Below are 19321 nucleotides of genomic sequence, written 5' to 3' on the forward strand. Positions count from 1 at the left end.
TTGGACGTATCGTGGACCCGGGCAGATGCTGGAAAACATGAAACCAGAACAGCAGATATCCACGTCAGTCCTCGTCATCGGCACCGGAGGATCCGGCCTGCGCGCCGCGATCGAATTGTCCGAGCAGGGCGTCGACGTGCTGGCGGTGGGCAAGCGCCCGCGCCACGACGCGCACACCTCCCTGGCCGCCGGCGGCATCAATGCGGCGCTGGGCACCATGGACGAGGAAGACAGCTGGCAGCAGCACGCGGCCGACACCATCAAGGAAAGCTACTTCCTGGCCGACCCGCGCACCGTGCAGGTGGTCGCCCAGGGCGCCGCCCGCGGCATCGAGGACCTTGAACGCTACGGGATGAACTTCGCCCGCGAGGTGGACGGCCGCATCTCGCAGCGCTTCTTCGGCGCCCACACCTTCCGCCGTACAGCCTTTGCCGGGGACTACACCGGCATGGAGATCCAGCGCACGCTCATCAAGCGGGCCGAGCAGCTGCAGGTGCCGATCCTCGACACCGTGTACATCACCGAGCTGCTCACCGCCGAAGGGCAGATCTTCGGAGCCTACGGCTTCGACGTCAACCACGGCACCGGCTACCTCATCCACGCCGACGCGGTGATCCTGGCCGCCGGCGGGCACAACCGCATCTGGCGCCGCAGCAGCTCGCGCCGCGACGAGAACACCGGCGACTCGTTCCGCCTGGCCGTCCAGGCCGGCGCCCGGCTGCGCGACCCCGAGCTGGTGCAGTTCCACCCCTCGGGCATCATCGAACCGGAAAGCGACGCCGGAACCCTGGTCTCCGAGGCCGCGCGCGGCGAAGGCGGAATCCTGACCAATGCGCTGGGCGAACGCTTCATGGCCCGCTACGACGCCAAGCGCATGGAGCTGTCCACCCGCGACCGGGTCGCGCTGGCCGCCTACACCGAGATCCGCGAGGGACGCGGCACCGAGAACGGCGGGGTGTGGCTGGACGTCTCGCACCTTGACCGCGAGGTCATCATGAAGCGCCTGCCGCGGGTCTACCAGACCATGATGGAACTGCAGCTGCTGGACATCACCCAGCAGAAGATGGAGATCGCACCAACCGCGCACTACTCCATGGGCGGGGTCTGGGTGGACCCGCTGACCCATGCCACCGAAGTTCCCGGGCTCTACGCCATCGGCGAGGCCTCCTCCGGGCTGCACGGGGCCAACCGGCTGGGCGGCAACTCGCTGATCGAGCTGCTGGTCTTCGGGCGCATCGTGGGACAGCACGCGGCGCAGTACTCCGCGTCGCTGGCCTCCCAGCCGCGCTCGGCGCAGGCCATCGCCGCCGCCCGCGCCCACATCGCAGAGCTGCTCGGATCCCGCGGACAGGAAAACGTGCGCAACTTGCAGCGCGCCATCCGCGACCTGATGACCGAGCACGCCGGGGTGGTGCGCGACGAGGCCGGACTGCTGGAAGGCCTGGCGAAGCTTCAGGCCATCGAGCAGCGCATGGCCAACGTGGGAATCCACCCGGACATCGCCGGCTACCAGGACCTGGCCCACGCCTTCGACCTGCAGTCCTCGGCGCTGGCCGCCCGCGCCACGCTGGAAGCGGCGCTGGAACGCCGCGAAACCCGAGGCTGCCACAACCGCAGCGACTATCCGGCCATGGACCCGGCGCTGCAGGTGAACCTGGTCTGGTCGCCGAGCACCGGGATCACCCGCGAACCGATTCCCGAAGTCCCGGCGCAGATCGCGGAACTGATCACCGAGGTGTCCCAGGAAGGCAAACTCGTGGAGTAACGATTCGGCGCGGACTTGCCACCCGGGCATCGGTATCTGAAACTGTGGTTAGCGGCAGGACGCGGGTCCCGATGCCCGGATCCGCATCCGGGTGCGCCGCGTGCGAGTGGAGGAACCCATGGTCCATGTCGGGCTGGTTTTTGTAGGCCTCATCCTGTTTGTCAACGGGCTGGTTTCACTGGGCCGGATTCCGGCGCGGTCGGCCGCTGTGCTGAACCTGCTGGTCGGCGGGGTGCAGATCCTGCTGCCCACGCTGATCATGGTGCAGGCCGAGGGCGATCACGTGCTGATCAACGATACGTGGCCCAGCTACTTGTTCGGCATGACCTACCTGCTGGTAGGGCTGAATACGCTCTTCGGCTTCGATGCAACAGCCTTCGGCTGGTTCAGCAGCTTCGTGGCGGGCATTGCCGTCTACAAGGCGCTCACGTCCCTGGACTTCGACCCGGTTTTCGCGGTCATTTGGCTTGCCTGGGCGATCATGTGGCTGTGCCTGTTCCTGCAGCACGCGCTGGGCGTGAGCAGGCTGGGGCGCATCGACCTGCAACGTTTCGCCGGATGGCTGCTGGTCAGCGCCGGCATCCCGTCGAGTACGGTGCCGGCGCTGTTCGCGCAAAACGAGTTGTGGAGCACCAGCGGCGCCGCGGGCCTCGGTACGCTCCTCGCCCTGGCCTCGGCCCTGTGCTTCAGCGCGTGGCAGGGGAGCAGGATGCCCAAGCCCGCCGCCAGCACCGGGCACCTCGCCGCGTAGCATCCACTGTCGGGTTTAGCGTTCGCGCTGCACCCGGGTCTCGTCCCACACCGGGGTGTCGGATTCGTAGACCTTGCCGTCCGAGCCGAAGACCAGGAAGCGGTCGAAGCCGCGGGCGAACCAGCGGTCGTGGGTGACTGCCAGCACCGTGCCCTCGAACGCGTCGATGGCGCGCTCCAGCGCCTCGCCTGAATGCAGGTCCAGGTTGTCGGTGGGTTCGTCGAGCAGCAGCAGGGTTGCGCCGGAGAGCTGCAGCAGCAGGATCTGGAAGCGCGCCTGCTGGCCGCCGGAGAGCGAATCGAACTTCTGCTCCGACTGGCCGGCCAGCCCGTAGCTGTCCAGCGCGCCGGCGGCCGCCTCGCGCGGCAGGCCCGAACGGTGCTCGTCGCCGCGGTGCAGGATGTCCAGCAGGGTGCGGCCGAACAGATCCGGGCGCGAGTGCGTCTGGGCGAAGTAGCCCGGGCGGATGCGCGCGCCGAGCTTCACGGATCCGGCATGCTGAACCGGCTCGATGACCACGTCGGACACCGGCAGGTGCTCGCGCTCCGGGTCCGTGCCGCCGGAGGCCAGCAGGCGCAGGAAGTGCGACTTGCCCGAGCCGTTGGAGCCGAGCACACCCACGCGGTCGCCGAACCAGATCTCCGCGTCGAAGGGCTTCATCAGGTTGGTCAGTTCAAGCTTTTCGGCGACCACCGCGCGCTTGGCGGTGCGCCCGCCCTTCAGGCGCATGTTCACGTTCTGCTCCAGCGGGATGGCCTGCGGCGGGCCTGCCTCCAGGAACTTCTCCAGCCGGGTGGTCGCGGCCTGGTAGCGGTTGGCCATGTCGGAGCGGAACGCCGCCTTGGTTTTGTACATGTTCACCAGCTCCTTGAGCTTGGCGTGCTCCTCGTCCCAGCGCTTGCGCAGCTCCTCGAAGCGTTCGTTGCGCTCCTTGCGGGCCTCCACATAGGAGCCGAACGCGCCGCCGTGCACCCAGGCGGTGGCGCCGCCGTGGCCCGGTTCCAGGGTCACGATGCGGGTGGCTGCGTTGTTCAGCAGCTCGCGGTCGTGGCTGATGAACAGCACGGTCTTGTTGGAACGGGACATGGTGTCCTCGAGCCAGCGCTTGCCCGGCACGTCCAGGTAGTTGTCCGGCTCGTCGAGCAGCAGCAGTTCGTCGTTGCCCTCGAAGAGCGCTTCGAGGACCAGGCGCTTCTGCTCGCCGCCGGACAGCGTGCGGGCCAACCGGTCGCCAGCCTTGTCGAAGCCGACGCCCAGGGCGGCCATGCAGACCTTGTCCCAGGTGGTTTCCAATTCGTAGCCGCCGGCGTCGCCCCATTCGATGATCGCCTCGGCGTAGCGCATGTGGACTTTCTCGTCCTCGCTGGTGAGCATTTTGGCCTCGTATTCGGCGACCTTTGCGGCGGCCTGGGCCAGGGCCGGGGCGGCGGTGGACAGCAGCAGGTCCTTCACCGTGGACTCGTCGCGCACCTGCCCGACGAACTGGCGCATGATGCCCAAGGTTCCAGTGCGGTTGATGGAGCCTTCGTCGGCTTTCAGGTCGCCGGCGATGATCTTGAACAGGGTTGTCTTGCCGGTGCCGTTGGGACCGATCAGCGCCGTCTTGGAACCGGCGGTGACCTTGAAGGTCACCCCGCCCAGCAGCTGGGTGCCGTCGGAAAGGAAATACTGGATGTCAGTCACGTCAATATGAGCCACCCGGCAATCTTATCGGGCTTTGACCGGTTCGTTCCCGTTGCCGTTCAACCAGCTCGGTTAGCGTGGTGCCATGCAGATCGAGTTGGAAATCTACGGGGCGCTTCATGCCTGCTGCCATCCGGGGTTCGAGGTGGGTCAGCAGGTGCAGTGGGAGATTGCCCGCCTGCGCCATCCGGATGGCACCGTGGTCTACGAACTGAATGACCATGACACGCTCAGCGAATCAGGGGTGCCGGTCGCGGCGGTTCACGGCACGGTGAAGGAGATCCACTACATCGACCGCCGCTACGAGCCGGCCATCGGCGATCCGGTCCAGCTGCTGCCGACCGGGGAGCCTGCCCGGATCACCCCGACCACCAGCGTTCCGGCGGGCACTGACTTCGACCACGACCTGATCCATGTCACCCTGAAGCTGCAGGACCCCGGGCAGCTGCCGGACATCTGCGACTGGGATCCGCAATTGGAGTGCCCGGCGGAGCCGGGAGCGCGCGAAGACGCCGCCGTGACGCAGTTCGAGCTCAGCAACGCAGCCGTCCAATTGCGTGAACTCGCTGCCGATGTGGCGCAGCGTTACGGCCACGTGGCGGAGGCGCGGATCGACGCTGCAGGTTGTGGGTCGCTCCTGCCCCGGGCCCGGGGAGCAGCCGCGGTGCACTGGCATCTTGATTTCACCGACATCCCGGCACAGCTGCTGTTGCGGATTGCCGGCGCCGACTGGACCTTCCTGCTGGACGAGCCGTCGATCATGCAGCTGGGACAGATCGTGGAGGCTGTCGCGGCCGGGCGCCTTCGCGACGAGCAACGGGCAACGGGTGCCAGCCTGCTCCTTGAGATGAGCATCGACCTCGCAGGCGGCGCCACGCTGACCCAACGGGACACAATTCAGGGTGTTGCCGCGCGGGATTCATTCTCGGTCGTCGGTCCGGTGGGCGAGCGGTTGGCTCGAAGCGGCACATTCACGCCCTGGGTTTAGCGGCTGTCTGCCTGCCGCGGGGTGCGGTCCGCCGAAAACGACGATAGGTGGACACCCGCCCGTCGCCTGGTGTTCGCCAGCTGGTTGCAAAGGCTTGAGACTCTTGGGAGGCCATCTTGAGCAAACACCAAGCTATTTTTTTGGGGGACTACCCACGTGAATCGAACCGCAAAGAGGTCAGCAGGCATTATCGCCGCGCTGGCATTGGGGGCCGGCGGTCTGGCGCCGCTGACACTGTCCGCAGCCGCCAGCGCGGACACCGGGAACTATTTTGAACGCACCGCCACCTACCCGGTTTACCAGAACCACCCCGAGGGGGCCGCGGCTGAGACCGCCGCGGAAATCTCCACCGTTTCCGCAGACGGCACAACGCTGATCTACACCGACGCGGTGTCCCGCCGGATCGGGTTCGTCGATATCTCGGACGCTTCGAATCCAGCGGGCTTGGGAACCCTTCCGCTGCACCAGCTGGGCAGTGCCGAGGACGAGCCGACCAGCGTCGCCGCCTACGGCGAGTACGTGCTCGTGGTCGTCAACACCTCCAAGAGCTACACCGACCCGTCGGGCCGCGTGGACGTGGTGCGCATCGCGGATCGCAAACTTGTGCACAGCATCGAGCTGTCCGGGCAGCCCGACTCCATCGCCCTGTCCGCCGACGGCGCCTACGCGGCGATCGCCATCGAGAATGAACGCGATGAAGATGCCGGGGACGGCGGACTACCGCAGGCTCCGGCCGGTTCGGTGGCCATCCTCGATCTGCTGGGCGGCGCCCCGGACGAATGGACGCTTCGCGAAGTTCCGCTGACCGGCGGCACCCGCGAAAAGCCGGTAGCCCTCGACCAGCTTGCCCAGGCCGGACTTGATACCCCGCAAGATCCGGAACCCGAATATGTCACTATCAATGACCGCAACCAGGTGGCGGTAACCCTCCAGGAAAACAATGGCATTGTCCTCATCGACCTGCCGACCGGAAAGATCACCAAGGCGTTCAGCGCCGGATCCGTGGATCTGGCTGGCATCGACACGCAAGACGACGGAAAACTCGACCCCAGCGGTTCGCTTCAGGGAGTTCCCCGCGAACCGGATGCCATCGGATGGATCCAGGACCGCTACCTTGCGACCGCCAACGAGGGGGATTGGAAGGGCGGCAGCCGCGGCTTCACGATTTTCGATTCCCTCACCGGCGAACCGGTGTGGGACGCCGGAAACCGTTTTGAGCACCTCGCGCTGTCCCAGGGGTTGTTCCCCGAAGGCCGCGCAGGCAAGAAGGGCACCGAGCCCGAAGGCCTGGCCGTGCATGAGTACCGGGGTGTCGAGTACGGCTTCGTCGCCTCCGAACGCGGAAATTTCGTGGCGGTCTACGACCTGAGCGACCCGCGCGAGCCGAAATACCTGCAGACGCTGCCCACCACCAATGGTCCCGAAGGGATCCTTCCGATCCCGGGCCGCGACCTGCTCGCCGTCTCCTCGGAAACCGACGAGGCCGACGAGGGGGTGCGCTCGGCGCTGACCCTGTTCAGTTTCGGTGCCGCCGCGCCGCAGTTCCCGCAGCTGTCTTCCGATCCATCCGCTCCGGTGCCCTTTGGAGCGCTCAGCGGGCTGAGCGCCGACCCGGAGGCTGCGCACCAGATTTTCGCGGTCAGTGACAATGCCTACGAACCGCTGATCTACACCATCGATGCCGGCCGGGGGCTGGTCACGGGCTCCCTGCCGGTGACCGAGGACGGCGCCCCGGCGAAATTGGACCTGGAAGGCATCTCCGCCCGTGCAGGGGGCGGCTTCTGGGCGGCCAGCGAGGGAGCCGAAGGCGCGGGCAACGCGCTGGTGCGCATCGATGCCGACGGCGCGGTCGCCGAGCGGGTGCAGCTGCCGCAGGACATCGTCGGGACGTTGAAGGGCCAGGGGCTGGAAGGAGTTGCGGCCTTCGGCGCGGGGGAGGCGGAAGAAGTGGTCTTCGCCCTGCAGCGCGAGGTGGCGGGCGAGGACTTCGTCCGCATCGGGCGCTACCTTCCAGCCAGCGGAGAATTCTCCTGGTACGGCTACCAGCTGGAGGACGCCGGGGACGACGGGAGCTGGAACGGTCTCTCGGAGATCACCCGGCTCTCAGACGGCAGCTTTGCGGCGATCGAGCGCGACAAGCGCATCGGCGAGAACGCCAAGCTGAAGGCCGTCTACCAGTTCGCCCTGCCCGAAACCTCGGCCAGCGCGCCAAACGACACGGTTCCCCTGCTGGAGAAGAAGCTGGCGGTGGACGTCCTGCCGGTGCTGGAGCGGACCAACGGCCGGACCCAGGAAAAGCTTGAAGGCCTCACTGTCGCCGGCAACGGCCAGGTCTACGTGGTGACGGACAACGACGCGGTGAAGGATGCGAGCGGGGAAACCGTCTTCGCCAGCCTCGGGGCCGAGGCCGAAGTGTTCGCCCTGGCGCCTGCGGCGAGTACCGCCCCGACCGAATCTGCGGCGCCCACCGCATCCTCGGCTCCCACCGATTCGGCTGCACCGAGCACCTCGCCGTCGAGCACTCCGTCCACCAGCGAGGGCACGGGTGACGGCTCAGCGGGCGCGCCGGACGCCGGGGAAACCTCGGCCGCGGAACCAGCCACGGATGACCTGGCGCAGACAGGGGTGGGCAGCCTGTGGTTCCTGCCCCTGGGCCTGGGCCTGGTCCTGGCTGGGCTCGGCGTGGCCGCGGCCCTGAAGGCACGCAGCACTGCACGCGGGCACTGACAACCGAGAATAGCGGGGACCGGGGTGGTTGCCGACAGCCGCCGCGGTCCCCGCTTGATGCGTGGCATGCTTCTATACTGGCATGATGCAGATCACCGTGATCCTCGACCCCGCCGAGCAGGCCTGCTGCGGTCAGGCGCTGGGCCTCGGCCAGCGTGTCGAGTGGGTGCTGGCCTACGTCACGCGCGGTGAACAGCCCTATTACATGTGTGATCAGCACGAGCAGTTCGCCGTCCATGGCGCGAAGACCAGGACCGTCAGCGGTTCTGTTGCGGCGATCCGCGAGCTGGCCATCCACCCCTCACGCCCCGATGGCACGCCAGTGCGCCGCGTCTGGCGTTCGCTGTCCGCGCTGCCCGATGGAGTGGACTATGACAGCGACGGCATCGAAATCGACCTGCTGGTCGATCACGGTCAGCAGTTGCCCGAACTGTTCAGCTGGCCGCGCCGTTAGTTGTACTTGTAGAAGCCTTCGCCGGCAGCGGCGCCCAGCTTGCCCTTCTCGATGTACTCGCTCTTGAGCATGGCGGCGAACTTCTGGCTGGTCTCGTCACCCCTGCTGGAGATGTTGTAGGCGGTGTTCAGTCCGACGATGTCGTAGATCTCGAACGGCCCTTTCGGGGCGCCGGTGCCCAGCTTCCAGGTTTTGTCGATCGTCGGTGCGTCGGCCACGCCGTTGACCAGCAGGTGGCTTGCGGCCTGGAGGAACGGGACCAGCAGGGAATTGAGCAGGTAGCCCGGCTGCTCCTTGAGGACGCGGATGGCCACGAGGCCGGTGCGTTCGGCGAAGTCGACCACGGCGTCGTAGGCTTCGCTGCCGGTGAGCTCGGTGCCCATGACTTCTCCGGTGTTGTTCTGCCAGACGTGGTTGGCGTAGTGCAGGGCCAGGAATTTCTCCGGGCGCCCGGTGTGCGGTGCGATGGCCGAAGGCAGCAGGGTGGAGGAGTTGGTGGCGAACACGGTGTTCTCCGGCGCCACGGCCGCCAGGGCCTCGTAGGTGGCCTGCTTGATGTCGAGCGATTCCGGGACGGCCTCGATGACCAATTCTGCGTCCTTCACCGCATCGGCCAGGTCCGTGGTGAGCCGGATGGATTCGCGCGCCGCCTGGGCCTTGGCGCGGTCTCCCGCATCGAAGAAGTCAGCATAGGTCTGCACCAGGGAATCCAGCCGGTGGTTGGCCGCCTCCAGGGCTTGTGCGGTGATGTCGTATCCGACAACAGGCAGGCCGTGATAAGCGGTCTGGAAGATGATCTGCGAGCCCAGCACGCCGGTGCCCAGGACTGTGGTGTTGGTGAGGATCATGGTTTGCCCCGATTCCGCCGGCAGGTGCTGGCAAGTATTTTCTGCGCGACGGCCGCCGCGCCGCCAACCACTAAGTTACTGATTGGTAACTTCATTGTGCGACACCCTTCGGCCGGCCGCAACGTTCTGTGAGGCGAAGAACGAGGTGCTGGGGTGCAGGCCACGTTGCAGGGCAGGCAAAAGGGCATCCGGGGCGCGCCCCGGATGCCCTTCAGTTCTGAAGCCTTAGGCGGTCTTCTTCTTCAGCACCACGGCGGCAACTGCGGCAACGATCAGCGAGATGATCAGGAAGTTGCGGCCCTTGTGGCTCTGCTTCGGAGCCAGGGTCTTCTGCGCGCTCTTCACCGCATTTTCCACCGACGCGCGGGTGCGCTTGGCCGCCTTGGACTTGCCGGTCACGCTCTCCACCAGATTCGCCCCTGCATGGCTGATGGCCTCGACGTTCACGCCGGAAATCGCGTTGTTCCAGGTTTCACGCAGCTCCTCCGGCAGCTCCTCCTTGGCGGACTTGGCGAGCTTGGCCAGCGACTTCTCTACTTCCTTGAAATTCTTGGCGGTCTTCGACATAACTTCCTCTCGGTTTGCCTGCGCCCATGGTTGGGACGCCGTGCGGTCGTGCCTCCAGCCTAGCCAGCACCGATAACGCGCTCAAGCACCGTTGGTTGCGCTCAGTGCGAACTCCCAGAGACTTCACGGGCGCAGCTCACGCGGCGGACTCGCCGTCCGAAGGCTGTATGGGGTGCCTCAACCGACGCAGCCGGGTGCGCAGCGCGCTGGCTAGGCACAGCAGCAGCAGCAACGTGGCGACGCTGGCCACCCCGGCGAACAGGAACGAGGACGCCTGCCACGCATAGCGGTCGACGGTAATCCAGAAGACGACCCACAGGGCTCCGGCGTTCATGTAGATGCCGATGGGCTTCTTGAAGGTCAGGGCGCACAGCAACAGGCTGACCAGCAGCAGCACCAGGGCCGCGATTCCCTTGAACATCATCCGGCTCGAGTCCACACCCAGGGCCGCCAGCCAGGCCGCGGCCTCGCCGAGCACGATGATGCCCAGCCACCCGGTGAACAGCCCGAAGCTGGAGCGGGTGATCCAGCGGTCCATGTTGTTGCGCAGCGTGGCGCGGTCGATCATCACGGCGATCCGTGTCAGCACCAGGAGCATGAGCAGGGCGAACAGCAGGCTGAAGCCCATCCGGTCGCGCTGCAGCAATTGCAGCCACAAGGCATTGAACAGGACCAGCGCGAGAACCCAGGGACGCAGTTTGCCGTGCAGGTCCGTGTGCCTGGCGGTGGGCATGCATTGCCACACCGCGTAGATGCCCAAGCCCGCCATCAGGGCGAACCAGGGCAGCTGCCCGACCAGGGGGACCGCCATGACTGTGGCATCGGGCTCCAGCCAGCCGCCGGCGATCTGGCCCAGGTGCGAGCCGCGGATGGCTCCGGTGCCGAACACGGCCCAGCCCAGGGTCGCGAAAATGACCAGAGCGTAACAGATCGACACTAGTGGTGTCGCATTTTGCCGGGGCTTGATCATGGCATCCCTTATCCGATACTTCGTCTCGAATCCGAAACTACCATGGCGGGGCGGAGATTGCCTTGCGGCGCGGCAGGTGGCGATAAGCTGGGTCGATGACGCAATCATCACAGTGGGTCCGCGAGGCCATCTCCCTGCTGGACGCCGATGCAAACCGCAGCGCCGACACCCATCTGCACCGCTTTGAACTGCCCAAGCAATGGGGGATCGAGCTGTACCTGAAGGACGAATCGGTGCACCCCACCGGATCGCTTAAGCACCGCCTGGCGCGGTCGCTGATTCTCTACGGTCTGGTGAACGGCAAGATCCAGGAGGGCACCACGCTGGTGGAGGCCTCCAGCGGCTCCACCGCGGTTTCCGAAGCGTATTTCGCCCGCATGCTGGGCCTGGAATTCATTGCCGTGGTGCCGAAGTCCACGAGCACCGAGAAAATCGAGCTCATCGAGTTCTACGGCGGGCGCTGCCACCTGGTGGATCAGGCCGGGCAGGTCGACGCGGCGGCCCGCGAGCTGGCCGCCGGCCCCGGCGGCTACTACCTGGACCAGTTCACGTTCGCCGAGCGGGCCACCGACTGGCGCGGCAACAACAACATCGCCGAATCGGTGTTCGCGCAGATGAGCGCGGAGCGCTACCCGATCCCGAGCTGGATCGTGGTGGGCGCCGGCACCGGCGGCACCAGCGCGACCTTCGGGCGCTTCGTGCGCTACAAGCGCCACGACACGAAGGTGGCCGTGGCCGACCCCGAGGGCTCCTCCTTCTACGAGGGCTGGCGCTCCGGCAACATGGGCTACTCCACGGGCGTGGGCTCGCGGATCGAGGGCATCGGCCGCCCGAGCGTCGAGCCGTCCTTCGTGCCCGGGGTCATCGACGAGATGATTCAGGTGCCCGACGCCGGCTCGCTGGCCGCCATGCGCCTGCTGCGCGCCAAGACCCGCTACTTCGCCGGCGGCTCCACCGGCACCAACCTCTACGCCGCGTTCCAGATCATCGCCGGCATGCTCCAGCGCGGGGAGCGCGGCAGCATCGTCACGCTGATCTGCGACTCCGGCGAGCGCTACGCCAACACCTACTACAACGACGACTGGCTGGCCGACCAGGGGCTGGACCTGGCCCCGCACACCGCGGTGCTGGAACGCTTCCTGGCCGAAGGGATCTGGGAGGACTAGGATGCGCTGGGCCGGCGCGCGGGCATCAGCCCGGTGGTCTTCTTGCGCTGATGCACCGAGAAGTAGCACAGCCCCTGCTCGCCGGCGACGAAGTGGCGCCGGGCCCTGGCCGGCAGGTAGACGACGTCGCCGACCGCCAGTTGCACGGTGGTTCCCTCGCCGTGCAGCGTGCCCGACCCGGCGACCACGTGCAGCAGCACGTCCAGCTCCGGGCCCGCATGCTCGCCGATCTCGGCCCCCGGAGCCAGCGCGATCACGTTCGCGTCCAGGTCCCGCTGGCCCGGTTCAAGTTTCCACAGCGCCCCGTTGCGGCCGGCCGCCCGGGCGGCGAGGTCTGCGGTGTTGGCCATATGGTGCGGGACCGGGGGCATGCTGGTCATGGGGAGCTCCTGTTCAGTGCCGGAATCCGAGCCGGTGCGCGGCTGTCATCTGTGCACCCAGCATAACCGCGCAGCGCCGACGCGGTCGTAGGATGGGACCATGAGTGAACACCCCTCCGCAGCCGCCCACGCCCAGACCCAGGCGGACTTCGCCGCGAACCTCGCCTCGGTGCGCGAGCGGATCGCCCGCGCGGAGCAGGCCGCGGGCCGCGCGCCGGGCAGCGTGCGCCTGCTGCCGGTCACCAAGACCGTGCCCTCGCAGCGGCTGCGCCTGGCGATCGCCGCCGGGGTGGACTGGCTGGGGGAGAACAAGGTGCAGGAGGCGCTGCAGAAATCCGAGGAGCTGGCGGACCTGCCGCAGCTGAAGTACTCGGTGATCGGGCACCTGCAGACCAACAAGTCCAAGTACGTGGCGCGCTTCGCCCACGAGTTCCAGGCCATGGACAACCTGCGCCAGGCCGAGGCGCTGCAACGCCGCCTGGAGCTGGAGGACCGCACCCTGGACGTGTTCGTGCAGGTGAACACCTCCGGCGAGGAGTCCAAGTTCGGCATGCCGCCGGAAGCTGCGCCCGGCTTCGTGAAGCAGCTGCCGGCTTTCGACCGGCTGCACGTCAAGGGCCTGATGACCCTGGCGATCTTCTCCACCGACCACGCGGCGGTGCGCCGCTGCTTCCAGACGCTGCGGGCGGTGCGCGATACCGTGCGCGAGACCGACGAGCGGATCGCGGAGCTGTCCATGGGCATGAGCGGCGACTTCGAGCTGGCCATCGCCGAAGGCGCTACCGTGGTGCGCGTGGGGCAGGGCATCTTCGGGGCCCGCGCGCTGCCTGACTCGCACTACTGGCCCGGGTTCGCCGGCTGAGCTGCCCGCGCGAGCGCCTGTGACCTGAGAAGCAAGCGCCTGTGACCTGAGAAGCAGCGGGGTATCTCGAAGAACACTTAGCCCTCGGCGGTGTAGGGCAGTAGGGTGAAAACGACACCGTCACTGTTCCAAAGGAGCTGTTTTGCCTACCGTCGCCGAACACATCATCGACCAGCTCGACGCCCAGGGGGTCCGCCGGATCTACGGCATTCCCGGGGACTCGCTCAACGGCTTGACCGACGCGCTGCGGGTCAACGGGCAGATCGAATGGATCCACCACCGCCATGAGGAAGCCGCCGCGTTTGCCGCCGCGGCCGAAGCGGAGATCACCGGGAACCTGGCCGTCTGCGTGGGATCCTGCGGGCCGGGCAACCTGCACCTGATCAACGGGCTGTACGACGCGCAGCGCTCACGGGTTCCGGTGCTGGCCATCGCCGCCCACATCCCCACCGAGGAAATCGGCTCCAGCTACTTCCAGGAAACCCATCCCGTGGAAGTCTTCCGCGGCTGCTCGGTGTACGCCGAACAGGTCTCGGACCCCAAGCAGATGCCGCGCATGCTGCGCATCGCGATGCGCGAGGCCATCGAGAAGCGCGGCGTCGCCGTGCTGGTGATCTCCGGGGACGTGGCCCTGTCGGCCATGGAGCGCAGCGAAACCCACGCCATCGTGAAAACCAACCCGCGCATCCTGCCCGACGAGCAGGAGCTGGAGCGCGCCGCGGAGATCCTGGAATCCTCGCGCAAGGTCACCATCCTCGCCGGAGCCGGCACCGCCGGTGCCCACGACCAGGTCATTGCCCTGGCCGACAAGCTGGCTGCTCCCGTCGTGCATGCGCTGCGCGGCAAGGAGCACATCGAATACGACAACCCCTTCGACGTGGGCATGACCGGACTGCTCGGTTTCGCCTCGGGCGCCAAGGCCATCGCCGAATGCGAGGTGCTGCTGATGCTGGGCACCGACTTCCCGTACCAGCAGTTCTATCCCCAGCAGGCGACCATCATCCAGGTGGACATCCGCGGCGAGCAGATCGGCCGGCGCACCCGGGTGGACGTCCCGCTGGTGGGCACCGTGAAGGACACGGCCGCCGCGCTGGCGGCGCTGCTGCCGGTGCAGACCCACCGCAAGCACCTGGACACCGCGCTGGAGCACTACCGCAAGACCCGCGCCAAGCTCGACGAGCTGGCCACGGAATCCAAGCCGGGCGCGGCGATCCACCCCCAGTACCTGGCCCGGCTGATCGACCAGGCGGCGGACGACGACGCGATCTTCACCGCGGATGTGGGTTCCCCGGTGATCTGGGCGGCCCGCTACCTGTCCATGACCGGCAAGCGCCGGGTGCTGGGTTCCTTCAACCACGGCTCCATGGCCAACGCGCTGTGCCATGCGCTGGGCGCCCAGGCCATCGACCGCTCGCGCCAGGTCATCGCCTTCGCCGGAGACGGCGGGCTGGCCATGATGCTCGGCGAGCTACTGACCGCGACGCAGAACAAGCTGCCGGTCAAGGTCGTGGTCTTCAACAACTCCTCGCTGAACTTCGTGGAACTTGAAATGAAGGCCGCGGGCTTTGTCACCTACGCCACCGAGCTGCAGAACCCGGACTTCGGCGCGCTGGCCAACGCCGCGGGGCTCAAGGGCTACCGGGTGGCCGACTCGTCCCAGCTGGAAGGAGCCGTCAAGGAATTCCTGGCCCACGACGGGCCTGCGGTGCTGGATGTCGTCACCGACCGCCAGGAGATGTCCATGCCGCCGGCGATCAAGCTGGAACAGGCCAAGGGTTTCGCGCTCTACGCCATTCGCACCGTCATGTCCGGGCGTGGCGATGAGCTGCTGGATCTGGCCAAGACCAATTGGCGGCAGATGTTCTAGGTTTTAATTGCCTATGCTTAATGCTGGTGCCGTGGATTCGGCGCCGGCATTTTGCATGTGATCTTCAGAAAGAGGCGTAGGCGCTTTGACTTCGCAACCGGCCGCGGCCCACGCGGCAACCACCGAGGACTTCTCCCGCAACCTGGCAGCGGTGCGCGAGCGGATCGCGCGGGCGGCCCGCTCGGTGGGCCGCGACCCGGAATCGGTGCGACTGCTGCCGGTCACCAAGACCATCCCGGCCGAACGGCTGCGCCTGGCCATCGCCGCCGGCGTGGACACGCTGGGGGAGAACAAGGTCCAGGAAGCGCACGCCAAGTACGAGGAGTTCAAGCAGGACTACCCGCACCTGCGCTACTCGGTGATTGGGCCGTTGCAGCGCAACAAGGCGAAGTTCGTGGCGCAGTTCGCCGACGAGTTCCATGCCCTTGATTCGCTCCGGCTCGCCGAAACCCTGCAGAACCGGCTGGAGGCCGAAGACCGGTCCCTGGAGGTCTTCCTCCAGGTGAACACCTCCGGGGAGGAGTCGAAGTCCGGCATCGAGGCAACGGAAGCCGCGGAACTGCTGGCCGCGCTGAAGCCGCTGGACCGGTTGAAGCCCGTCGGCCTGATGACCATGGCGGCGAACACCACCGACGAGGCCTCCATCCGCGCCAGCTTCACCCTGCTGCGCGAGACGCTTGCCGAGCTGCAGGCCGCCGGAGCCCCTGAGGAATTCACCCAGCTGTCCATGGGCATGAGCGGCGACTTCGAGATCGCCATCCAGGAAGGCGCCACGGTCGTTCGTGTGGGCCAGGGGATCTTCGGGGCCCGCCAGTATCCCGCGTAGGCATTCCGGGACGCCTGCAAGCCCTGGGCGGCGGTTTAGGACGTCGTTGGTGTAGTGCGCCTTTGTATCCATTCCCCGGGTGTTTCCACATGTTGCCTGAACCGGCCTAAAATGTCGGTTCGCCGGCGGATACTACATCTAGGTACAGACACTTCAGTCAGGGCACAAGTTGACGGGGGCGAAACACGCCGAGGAACTTCTCACACTAAGTATTTTTAACCCACACAGCCAATATCCCAAGCTGTGGACAAAGCATGCTGGACCGCGAGAAATCAAGGTTTAAACAGTGGGTAATATCCACAATTCCTGTGGACTCCGCTGCAGGGGGATGAAATCGTCGTAATACATCATCTTGTGGCCGCTTGACCGGCCGGACACAAGATGTAGTATTGAATCCGATGGCGCGACAGGCGCCGGAAACACCACGAAGTTTAACTTCGGGGCATCCGAGAGGTTGGTCCGCACCGCCGTGAAAACGGTGCGAAGACGGACCAAAACTAGGACTTTTTAAAGGGGATCAGGGACTATGTCCATCACGGTTTACACGAAGCCTTCATGCGTGCAGTGCAACGCCACCTACCGGGCATTGGACAAGAAGGGTGTCGAGTACAACAAGGTCGATATCTCTCAGGATGCTAACGCCTTGGAGCACGTACGTGGCCTTGGATACATGCAGGCACCAGTTGTCGTGACCGACAACGATCACTGGTCGGGATTCCGCCCGGACAAGATCGCTCTGCTGGCTCCGGCGAACTAACCAGATACCGAAACCAATCGGTACTAAATCCGCTCTTTTTGCAGTGGAGGCGAAATACCATGCCACCGACAGCTCTTGCCGACAGGCAACATGCTGAGGCACACGAACCAGTGGTGTACACCGATTCGAAGCTGATTTATTTCTCTTCGATATCGGAGTACACCCGTCGGTTCGTTGAAAAACTCGAGATGGATTCGGCGCGAATACCGCTCTACGGCTACGAACCGAAACTCATCACCACAGCTCCGTACGTTCTGCTGATTCCTACCTATGGGGGAGACGGCGGCAAACGTTCAATCCTTCCGCAGATCATGAAATTTCTCGGGTATGAAGAGAACCGCAAGAACCTACGCGGCGTCATCGGAGCAGGTAACACAAACTTCGGCGAGTACTACTGCATTGCTGCCAAGCGAATTGCGGCCAAATGCGATGTGCCCGTACTTTATACATTCGAACTCATGGGAACGCAGGAAGATGTTCTCAAAGTCAAAGAAGGGCTTGAAACCTTTTGGAAACCAGCATCGCAGAAGCAGCAGGAACGATGAAGGACACTAAGGAGCTCCCCGCTCAGTTCCAGGGGTTGAGCTACAACGACCTCAACGCCATGCTGAACCTCTACGGTCCAGATGGAAAGATCCAGTTCGAGGTGGATCGCTATGCGGCTCGCCAGTACTTCCTGGATCACGTGAATAACAACACCGTGTTCTTCCATGATCTGGATGAGAAGCTCGAATACCTGGTCAAGCACGAATACTACGAGCGTGAAACCCTCGACCAGTATTCGATGAACTTCATCCGCGATCTGTTCAAGCACGCTTTCTCCAAGAAGTTCCGTTTCGAGACCTTCCTGGGTGCCTTCAAGTTCTACACCTCTTACACCCTGAAGACCTTTGACGGCAAGCGCTACCTGGAACGCTACGAGGATCGTGTCTGCATGGTTGCCTTGCACCTTGCTCGCGGTAACGAAGAACTGGCCACCCAGCTCGTCGATGAAATCATCGAAGGCCGCTTCCAGCCGGCCACCCCGACCTTCCTCAACGCCGGCAAGGCACAGCGTGGAGAATTGGTCTCCTGCTTCCTGCTTCGCATCGAAGACAACATGGAGTCGATTGCCCGTGCGGTGAACTCCTCGCTGCAGCTGTCCAAGCGTGGCGGCGGCGTGGCCCTGGCCCTGACCAACCTGCGCGAGCACGGTGCCCCGATCAAGCAGATCGAGAACCAGTCCTCCGGCGTCATCCCTGTGATGAAGCTTCTGGAAGACTCCTTCTCCTATGCCAACCAGCTGGGCGCACGCCAGGGTGCCGGTGCTGTCTACCTGAACGCACACCACCCGGACATCTACCGTTTCCTCGACACCAAGCGCGAAAACGCCGACGAGAAGATCCGTATCAAGACCCTGTCGCTGGGTGTTGTCATTCCTGACGTCACCTTCGAACTTGCCCGCAAGAACGAGGACATGTACCTGTTCAGCCCGTACGACGTCGAGCGCGTCTACGGCAAGCCGTTCAGCGAAATCTCGGTCACCGAGAAGTACACCGAGATGGTCGATGATTCGCGCATCAAGAAGACCAAGATCAACGCCCGCGAGTTCTTCCAGACTCTGGCGGAGATCCAGTTCGAGTCGGGCTACCCGTACATCATGTTTGAAGACACGGTGAACAAGGCCAACCCGATCGAGGGCCGCGTCTCCATGTCGAACCTGTGCTCGGAAATCCTGCAGGTCTCCTCGCCGTCGGAGTACAACGACGACCTGAGCTACAAGACCGTGGGCAAGGACATCTCCTGCAACCTGGGTTCGATGAACATCGCCAAGGCCATGGACGGCAAGAACCTGGCCAAGTCGGTGGACATCGCCATCCGCGCGCTGTCCGCAGTTTCCGACATGTCCTACATCGACTCCGTTCCTTCGATTGCCGACGGCAACAAGAAGTCGCACGCCATCGGCCTGGGCCAGATGAACCTGCACGGCTTCCTGGCTCGTGAGCGCATCTACTACGGTTCCGAAGAAGGCATCGACTTCACCAACATCTACTTCTACTCGATTCTGTTCCACGCGCTGACCGCGTCGAACAAGATCGCAATTGAACGCGGCGAGGTCTTCGACAACTTCGAGAACTCCAAGTACGCATCGGGCGAATTCTTCGACAAGTACATCGACGTGGAATGGGCTCCAGCCACCGAGCGTGTGAGCGAACTGTTCGACGGTATCCACATTCCTACCCAGGAAGACTGGATCGCGCTGAAGAAGTCGGTCATGGAACACGGCATCTACAACCAGAACCTGCAGGCAGTGCCGCCAACCGGTTCGATCTCCTACATCAACAACTCGACTTCGTCGATCCACCCTGTTGCTGCAAAGGTCGAAATCCGCAAGGAAGGCAAGATCGGCCGCGTCTACTACCCGGCCCCGTACATGAACAACGAGAACATCGAGTTCTACGAGGACGCGTACGAGATCGGTTACGAGAAGATCATCGACACCTACGCCGCTGCTACCCAGCACGTCGACCAGGGACTCTCGCTGACCTTGTTCTTCAAGGACACCGTCACCACCCGTGACATCAACAAGGCCCAGATCTACGCATGGCGCAAGGGCATCAAGACCTTGTACTACATCCGCCTGCGCCAGCTGGCGCTCGAAGGCACCGAGGTGGAAAACTGTGTTTCCTGCATGCTGTGACAATTTAGAAATTTATTCATGTAAAAGTTG

At 64.9% G+C, this 19321-nt stretch carries 17 protein-coding genes; 12 read left to right on the forward strand and 5 right to left on the reverse strand.

Annotated features, from left to right (window positions below; translation table 11 throughout):
* Positions 1 to 37 precede the first annotated feature (37 nt).
* Both IEY43_RS02235 and IEY43_RS02240 read left to right on the forward strand, forming a co-directional pair.
* On the forward strand, positions 38 to 1765 hold the full coding sequence (locus IEY43_RS02235) for an FAD-dependent oxidoreductase (RefSeq protein ID WP_188946928.1): 1728 nt from the start codon (positions 38 to 40) through the stop codon (positions 1763 to 1765).
* A gap of 100 nt (positions 1766 to 1865) precedes the next feature.
* On the forward strand, positions 1866 to 2516 hold the full coding sequence (locus IEY43_RS02240; RefSeq protein ID WP_188946929.1) for an AmiS/UreI family transporter: 651 nt from the start codon (positions 1866 to 1868) through the stop codon (positions 2514 to 2516).
* Positions 2517 to 2531: 15 nt separating this feature from the next.
* Here IEY43_RS02240 and IEY43_RS02245 read toward each other — a convergent pair whose 3' ends face one another.
* Positions 2532 to 4214, reverse strand: coding sequence for an ABC-F family ATP-binding cassette domain-containing protein (locus IEY43_RS02245; RefSeq protein WP_188946930.1), 1683 nt, complete (start codon positions 4212 to 4214; stop codon positions 2532 to 2534).
* Positions 4215 to 4284: 70 nt separating this feature from the next.
* On the opposite strand from IEY43_RS02245, the gene IEY43_RS02250 reads away from it, so the two are divergent.
* The 3 genes from IEY43_RS02250 to IEY43_RS02260 all read left to right on the forward strand — a co-directional run bounded on the left by IEY43_RS02250 (position 4285) and on the right by IEY43_RS02260 (position 8368).
* On the forward strand, positions 4285 to 5187 hold the full coding sequence (locus IEY43_RS02250) for a DUF6578 domain-containing protein (RefSeq protein WP_188946931.1): 903 nt from the start codon (positions 4285 to 4287) through the stop codon (positions 5185 to 5187).
* 156 nt (positions 5188 to 5343) lie between these two features.
* Positions 5344 to 7914: an esterase-like activity of phytase family protein gene (locus tag IEY43_RS02255; protein ID WP_188946932.1), complete on the forward strand. Its 2571-nt coding sequence runs from the start codon at positions 5344 to 5346 to the stop codon at positions 7912 to 7914.
* Positions 7915 to 7996: 82 nt separating this feature from the next.
* Complete coding sequence (locus tag IEY43_RS02260) at positions 7997 to 8368, forward strand: DUF6578 domain-containing protein (RefSeq protein WP_188946933.1); 372 nt, start codon at positions 7997 to 7999, stop codon at positions 8366 to 8368.
* On the opposite strand, the gene IEY43_RS02265 is transcribed toward IEY43_RS02260, so the two are convergent.
* The 3 genes from IEY43_RS02265 to IEY43_RS02275 form a co-directional block, all read right to left on the reverse strand.
* Positions 8365 to 9216, reverse strand: a complete 852-nt coding sequence (locus IEY43_RS02265; protein ID WP_188946934.1) for a 3-hydroxyacyl-CoA dehydrogenase — start codon at positions 9214 to 9216, stop codon at positions 8365 to 8367. The genes IEY43_RS02260 and IEY43_RS02265 overlap by 4 nt on opposite strands.
* Positions 9217 to 9441: 225 nt before the next feature.
* Complete coding sequence (locus IEY43_RS02270) at positions 9442 to 9783, reverse strand: hypothetical protein (protein WP_188946935.1); 342 nt, start codon at positions 9781 to 9783, stop codon at positions 9442 to 9444.
* Positions 9784 to 9919: 136 nt separating this feature from the next.
* A complete protein-coding gene (locus tag IEY43_RS02275) occupies positions 9920 to 10720 on the reverse strand; it encodes a TspO-related membrane protein (protein WP_188946936.1) in 801 nt (266 codons plus the stop codon).
* A 128-nt stretch (positions 10721 to 10848) separates the two neighbouring features.
* On the opposite strand from IEY43_RS02275, the gene IEY43_RS02280 reads away from it, so the two are divergent.
* Entirely contained in the window at positions 10849 to 11919 is a 1071-nt protein-coding gene (locus IEY43_RS02280) for a PLP-dependent cysteine synthase family protein (RefSeq protein WP_188946937.1), read from the forward strand.
* Here the strand turns inward: IEY43_RS02280 and IEY43_RS02285 are convergent.
* Entirely contained in the window at positions 11916 to 12299 is a 384-nt protein-coding gene (locus tag IEY43_RS02285; protein WP_229777223.1) for a cupin domain-containing protein, read from the reverse strand. The genes IEY43_RS02280 and IEY43_RS02285 overlap by 4 nt on opposite strands.
* 100 nt (positions 12300 to 12399) lie before the next feature.
* Here IEY43_RS02285 and IEY43_RS02290 point away from each other — a divergent pair, with 100 nt between their 5' ends.
* From IEY43_RS02290 to nrdE, 6 genes are all read left to right on the forward strand, one after another.
* Complete coding sequence (locus IEY43_RS02290) at positions 12400 to 13161, forward strand: YggS family pyridoxal phosphate-dependent enzyme (RefSeq protein WP_188946938.1); 762 nt, start codon at positions 12400 to 12402, stop codon at positions 13159 to 13161.
* A 142-nt stretch (positions 13162 to 13303) separates the two neighbouring features.
* Positions 13304 to 15028, forward strand: coding sequence for a ubiquinone-dependent pyruvate dehydrogenase (gene poxB, locus IEY43_RS02295; RefSeq protein WP_188946939.1), 1725 nt, complete (start codon positions 13304 to 13306; stop codon positions 15026 to 15028).
* Between the two features lie 85 nt (positions 15029 to 15113).
* Entirely contained in the window at positions 15114 to 15854 is a 741-nt protein-coding gene (locus tag IEY43_RS02300) for a YggS family pyridoxal phosphate-dependent enzyme (RefSeq protein WP_188946940.1), read from the forward strand.
* A 526-nt stretch (positions 15855 to 16380) separates the two neighbouring features.
* Positions 16381 to 16611 (forward strand): glutaredoxin-like protein NrdH, encoded by a 231-nt coding sequence (nrdH, locus tag IEY43_RS02305; protein WP_047119244.1) that lies wholly within the window; start codon positions 16381 to 16383, stop codon positions 16609 to 16611.
* Between the two features lie 59 nt (positions 16612 to 16670).
* The gene (gene nrdI, locus IEY43_RS02310; RefSeq protein ID WP_188946941.1) at positions 16671 to 17156 is read left to right on the forward strand and encodes a class Ib ribonucleoside-diphosphate reductase assembly flavoprotein NrdI; all 486 of its coding nucleotides are present in this window, start codon (positions 16671 to 16673) and stop codon (positions 17154 to 17156) included.
* Positions 17153 to 19291 (forward strand): class 1b ribonucleoside-diphosphate reductase subunit alpha, encoded by a 2139-nt coding sequence (nrdE, locus tag IEY43_RS02315; protein ID WP_188946942.1) that lies wholly within the window; start codon positions 17153 to 17155, stop codon positions 19289 to 19291. The genes nrdI and nrdE overlap by 4 nt, the downstream gene beginning before the upstream one ends.
* Positions 19292 to 19321: the final 30 nt, after the last annotated feature.

It is taken from the genome of Glutamicibacter protophormiae (assembly GCF_014647495.1).
GTDB lineage: Bacteria > Actinomycetota > Actinomycetes > Actinomycetales > Micrococcaceae > Glutamicibacter > Glutamicibacter protophormiae.

What these genes read in the sequence shown, in the direction of transcription:
- IEY43_RS02235 (WP_188946928.1), top strand. Translation starts at nt 38, where the DNA reads ATGAAACCAGAACAGCAGATATCCACGTCAGTCCTCGTCATCGGCACC.
- IEY43_RS02250 (WP_188946931.1), top strand. Translation starts at nt 4,285, where the DNA reads ATGCAGATCGAGTTGGAAATCTACGGGGCGCTTCATGCCTGCTGCCAT.
- IEY43_RS02260 (WP_188946933.1), top strand. Translation starts at nt 7,997, where the DNA reads ATGATGCAGATCACCGTGATCCTCGACCCCGCCGAGCAGGCCTGCTGC.
- IEY43_RS02265 (WP_188946934.1), bottom strand. Translation starts at nt 9,216, where the DNA reads ATGATCCTCACCAACACCACAGTCCTGGGCACCGGCGTGCTGGGCTCG.
- IEY43_RS02270 (WP_188946935.1), bottom strand. Translation starts at nt 9,783, where the DNA reads ATGTCGAAGACCGCCAAGAATTTCAAGGAAGTAGAGAAGTCGCTGGCC.
- IEY43_RS02280 (WP_188946937.1), top strand. Translation starts at nt 10,849, where the DNA reads ATGACGCAATCATCACAGTGGGTCCGCGAGGCCATCTCCCTGCTGGAC.
- IEY43_RS02285 (WP_229777223.1), bottom strand. Translation starts at nt 12,299, where the DNA reads ATGACCAGCATGCCCCCGGTCCCGCACCATATGGCCAACACCGCAGAC.
- IEY43_RS02290 (WP_188946938.1), top strand. Translation starts at nt 12,400, where the DNA reads ATGAGTGAACACCCCTCCGCAGCCGCCCACGCCCAGACCCAGGCGGAC.
- nrdH (WP_047119244.1), top strand. Translation starts at nt 16,381, where the DNA reads ATGTCCATCACGGTTTACACGAAGCCTTCATGCGTGCAGTGCAACGCC.
- nrdI (WP_188946941.1), top strand. Translation starts at nt 16,671, where the DNA reads ATGCCACCGACAGCTCTTGCCGACAGGCAACATGCTGAGGCACACGAA.
- nrdE (WP_188946942.1), top strand. Translation starts at nt 17,153, where the DNA reads ATGAAGGACACTAAGGAGCTCCCCGCTCAGTTCCAGGGGTTGAGCTAC.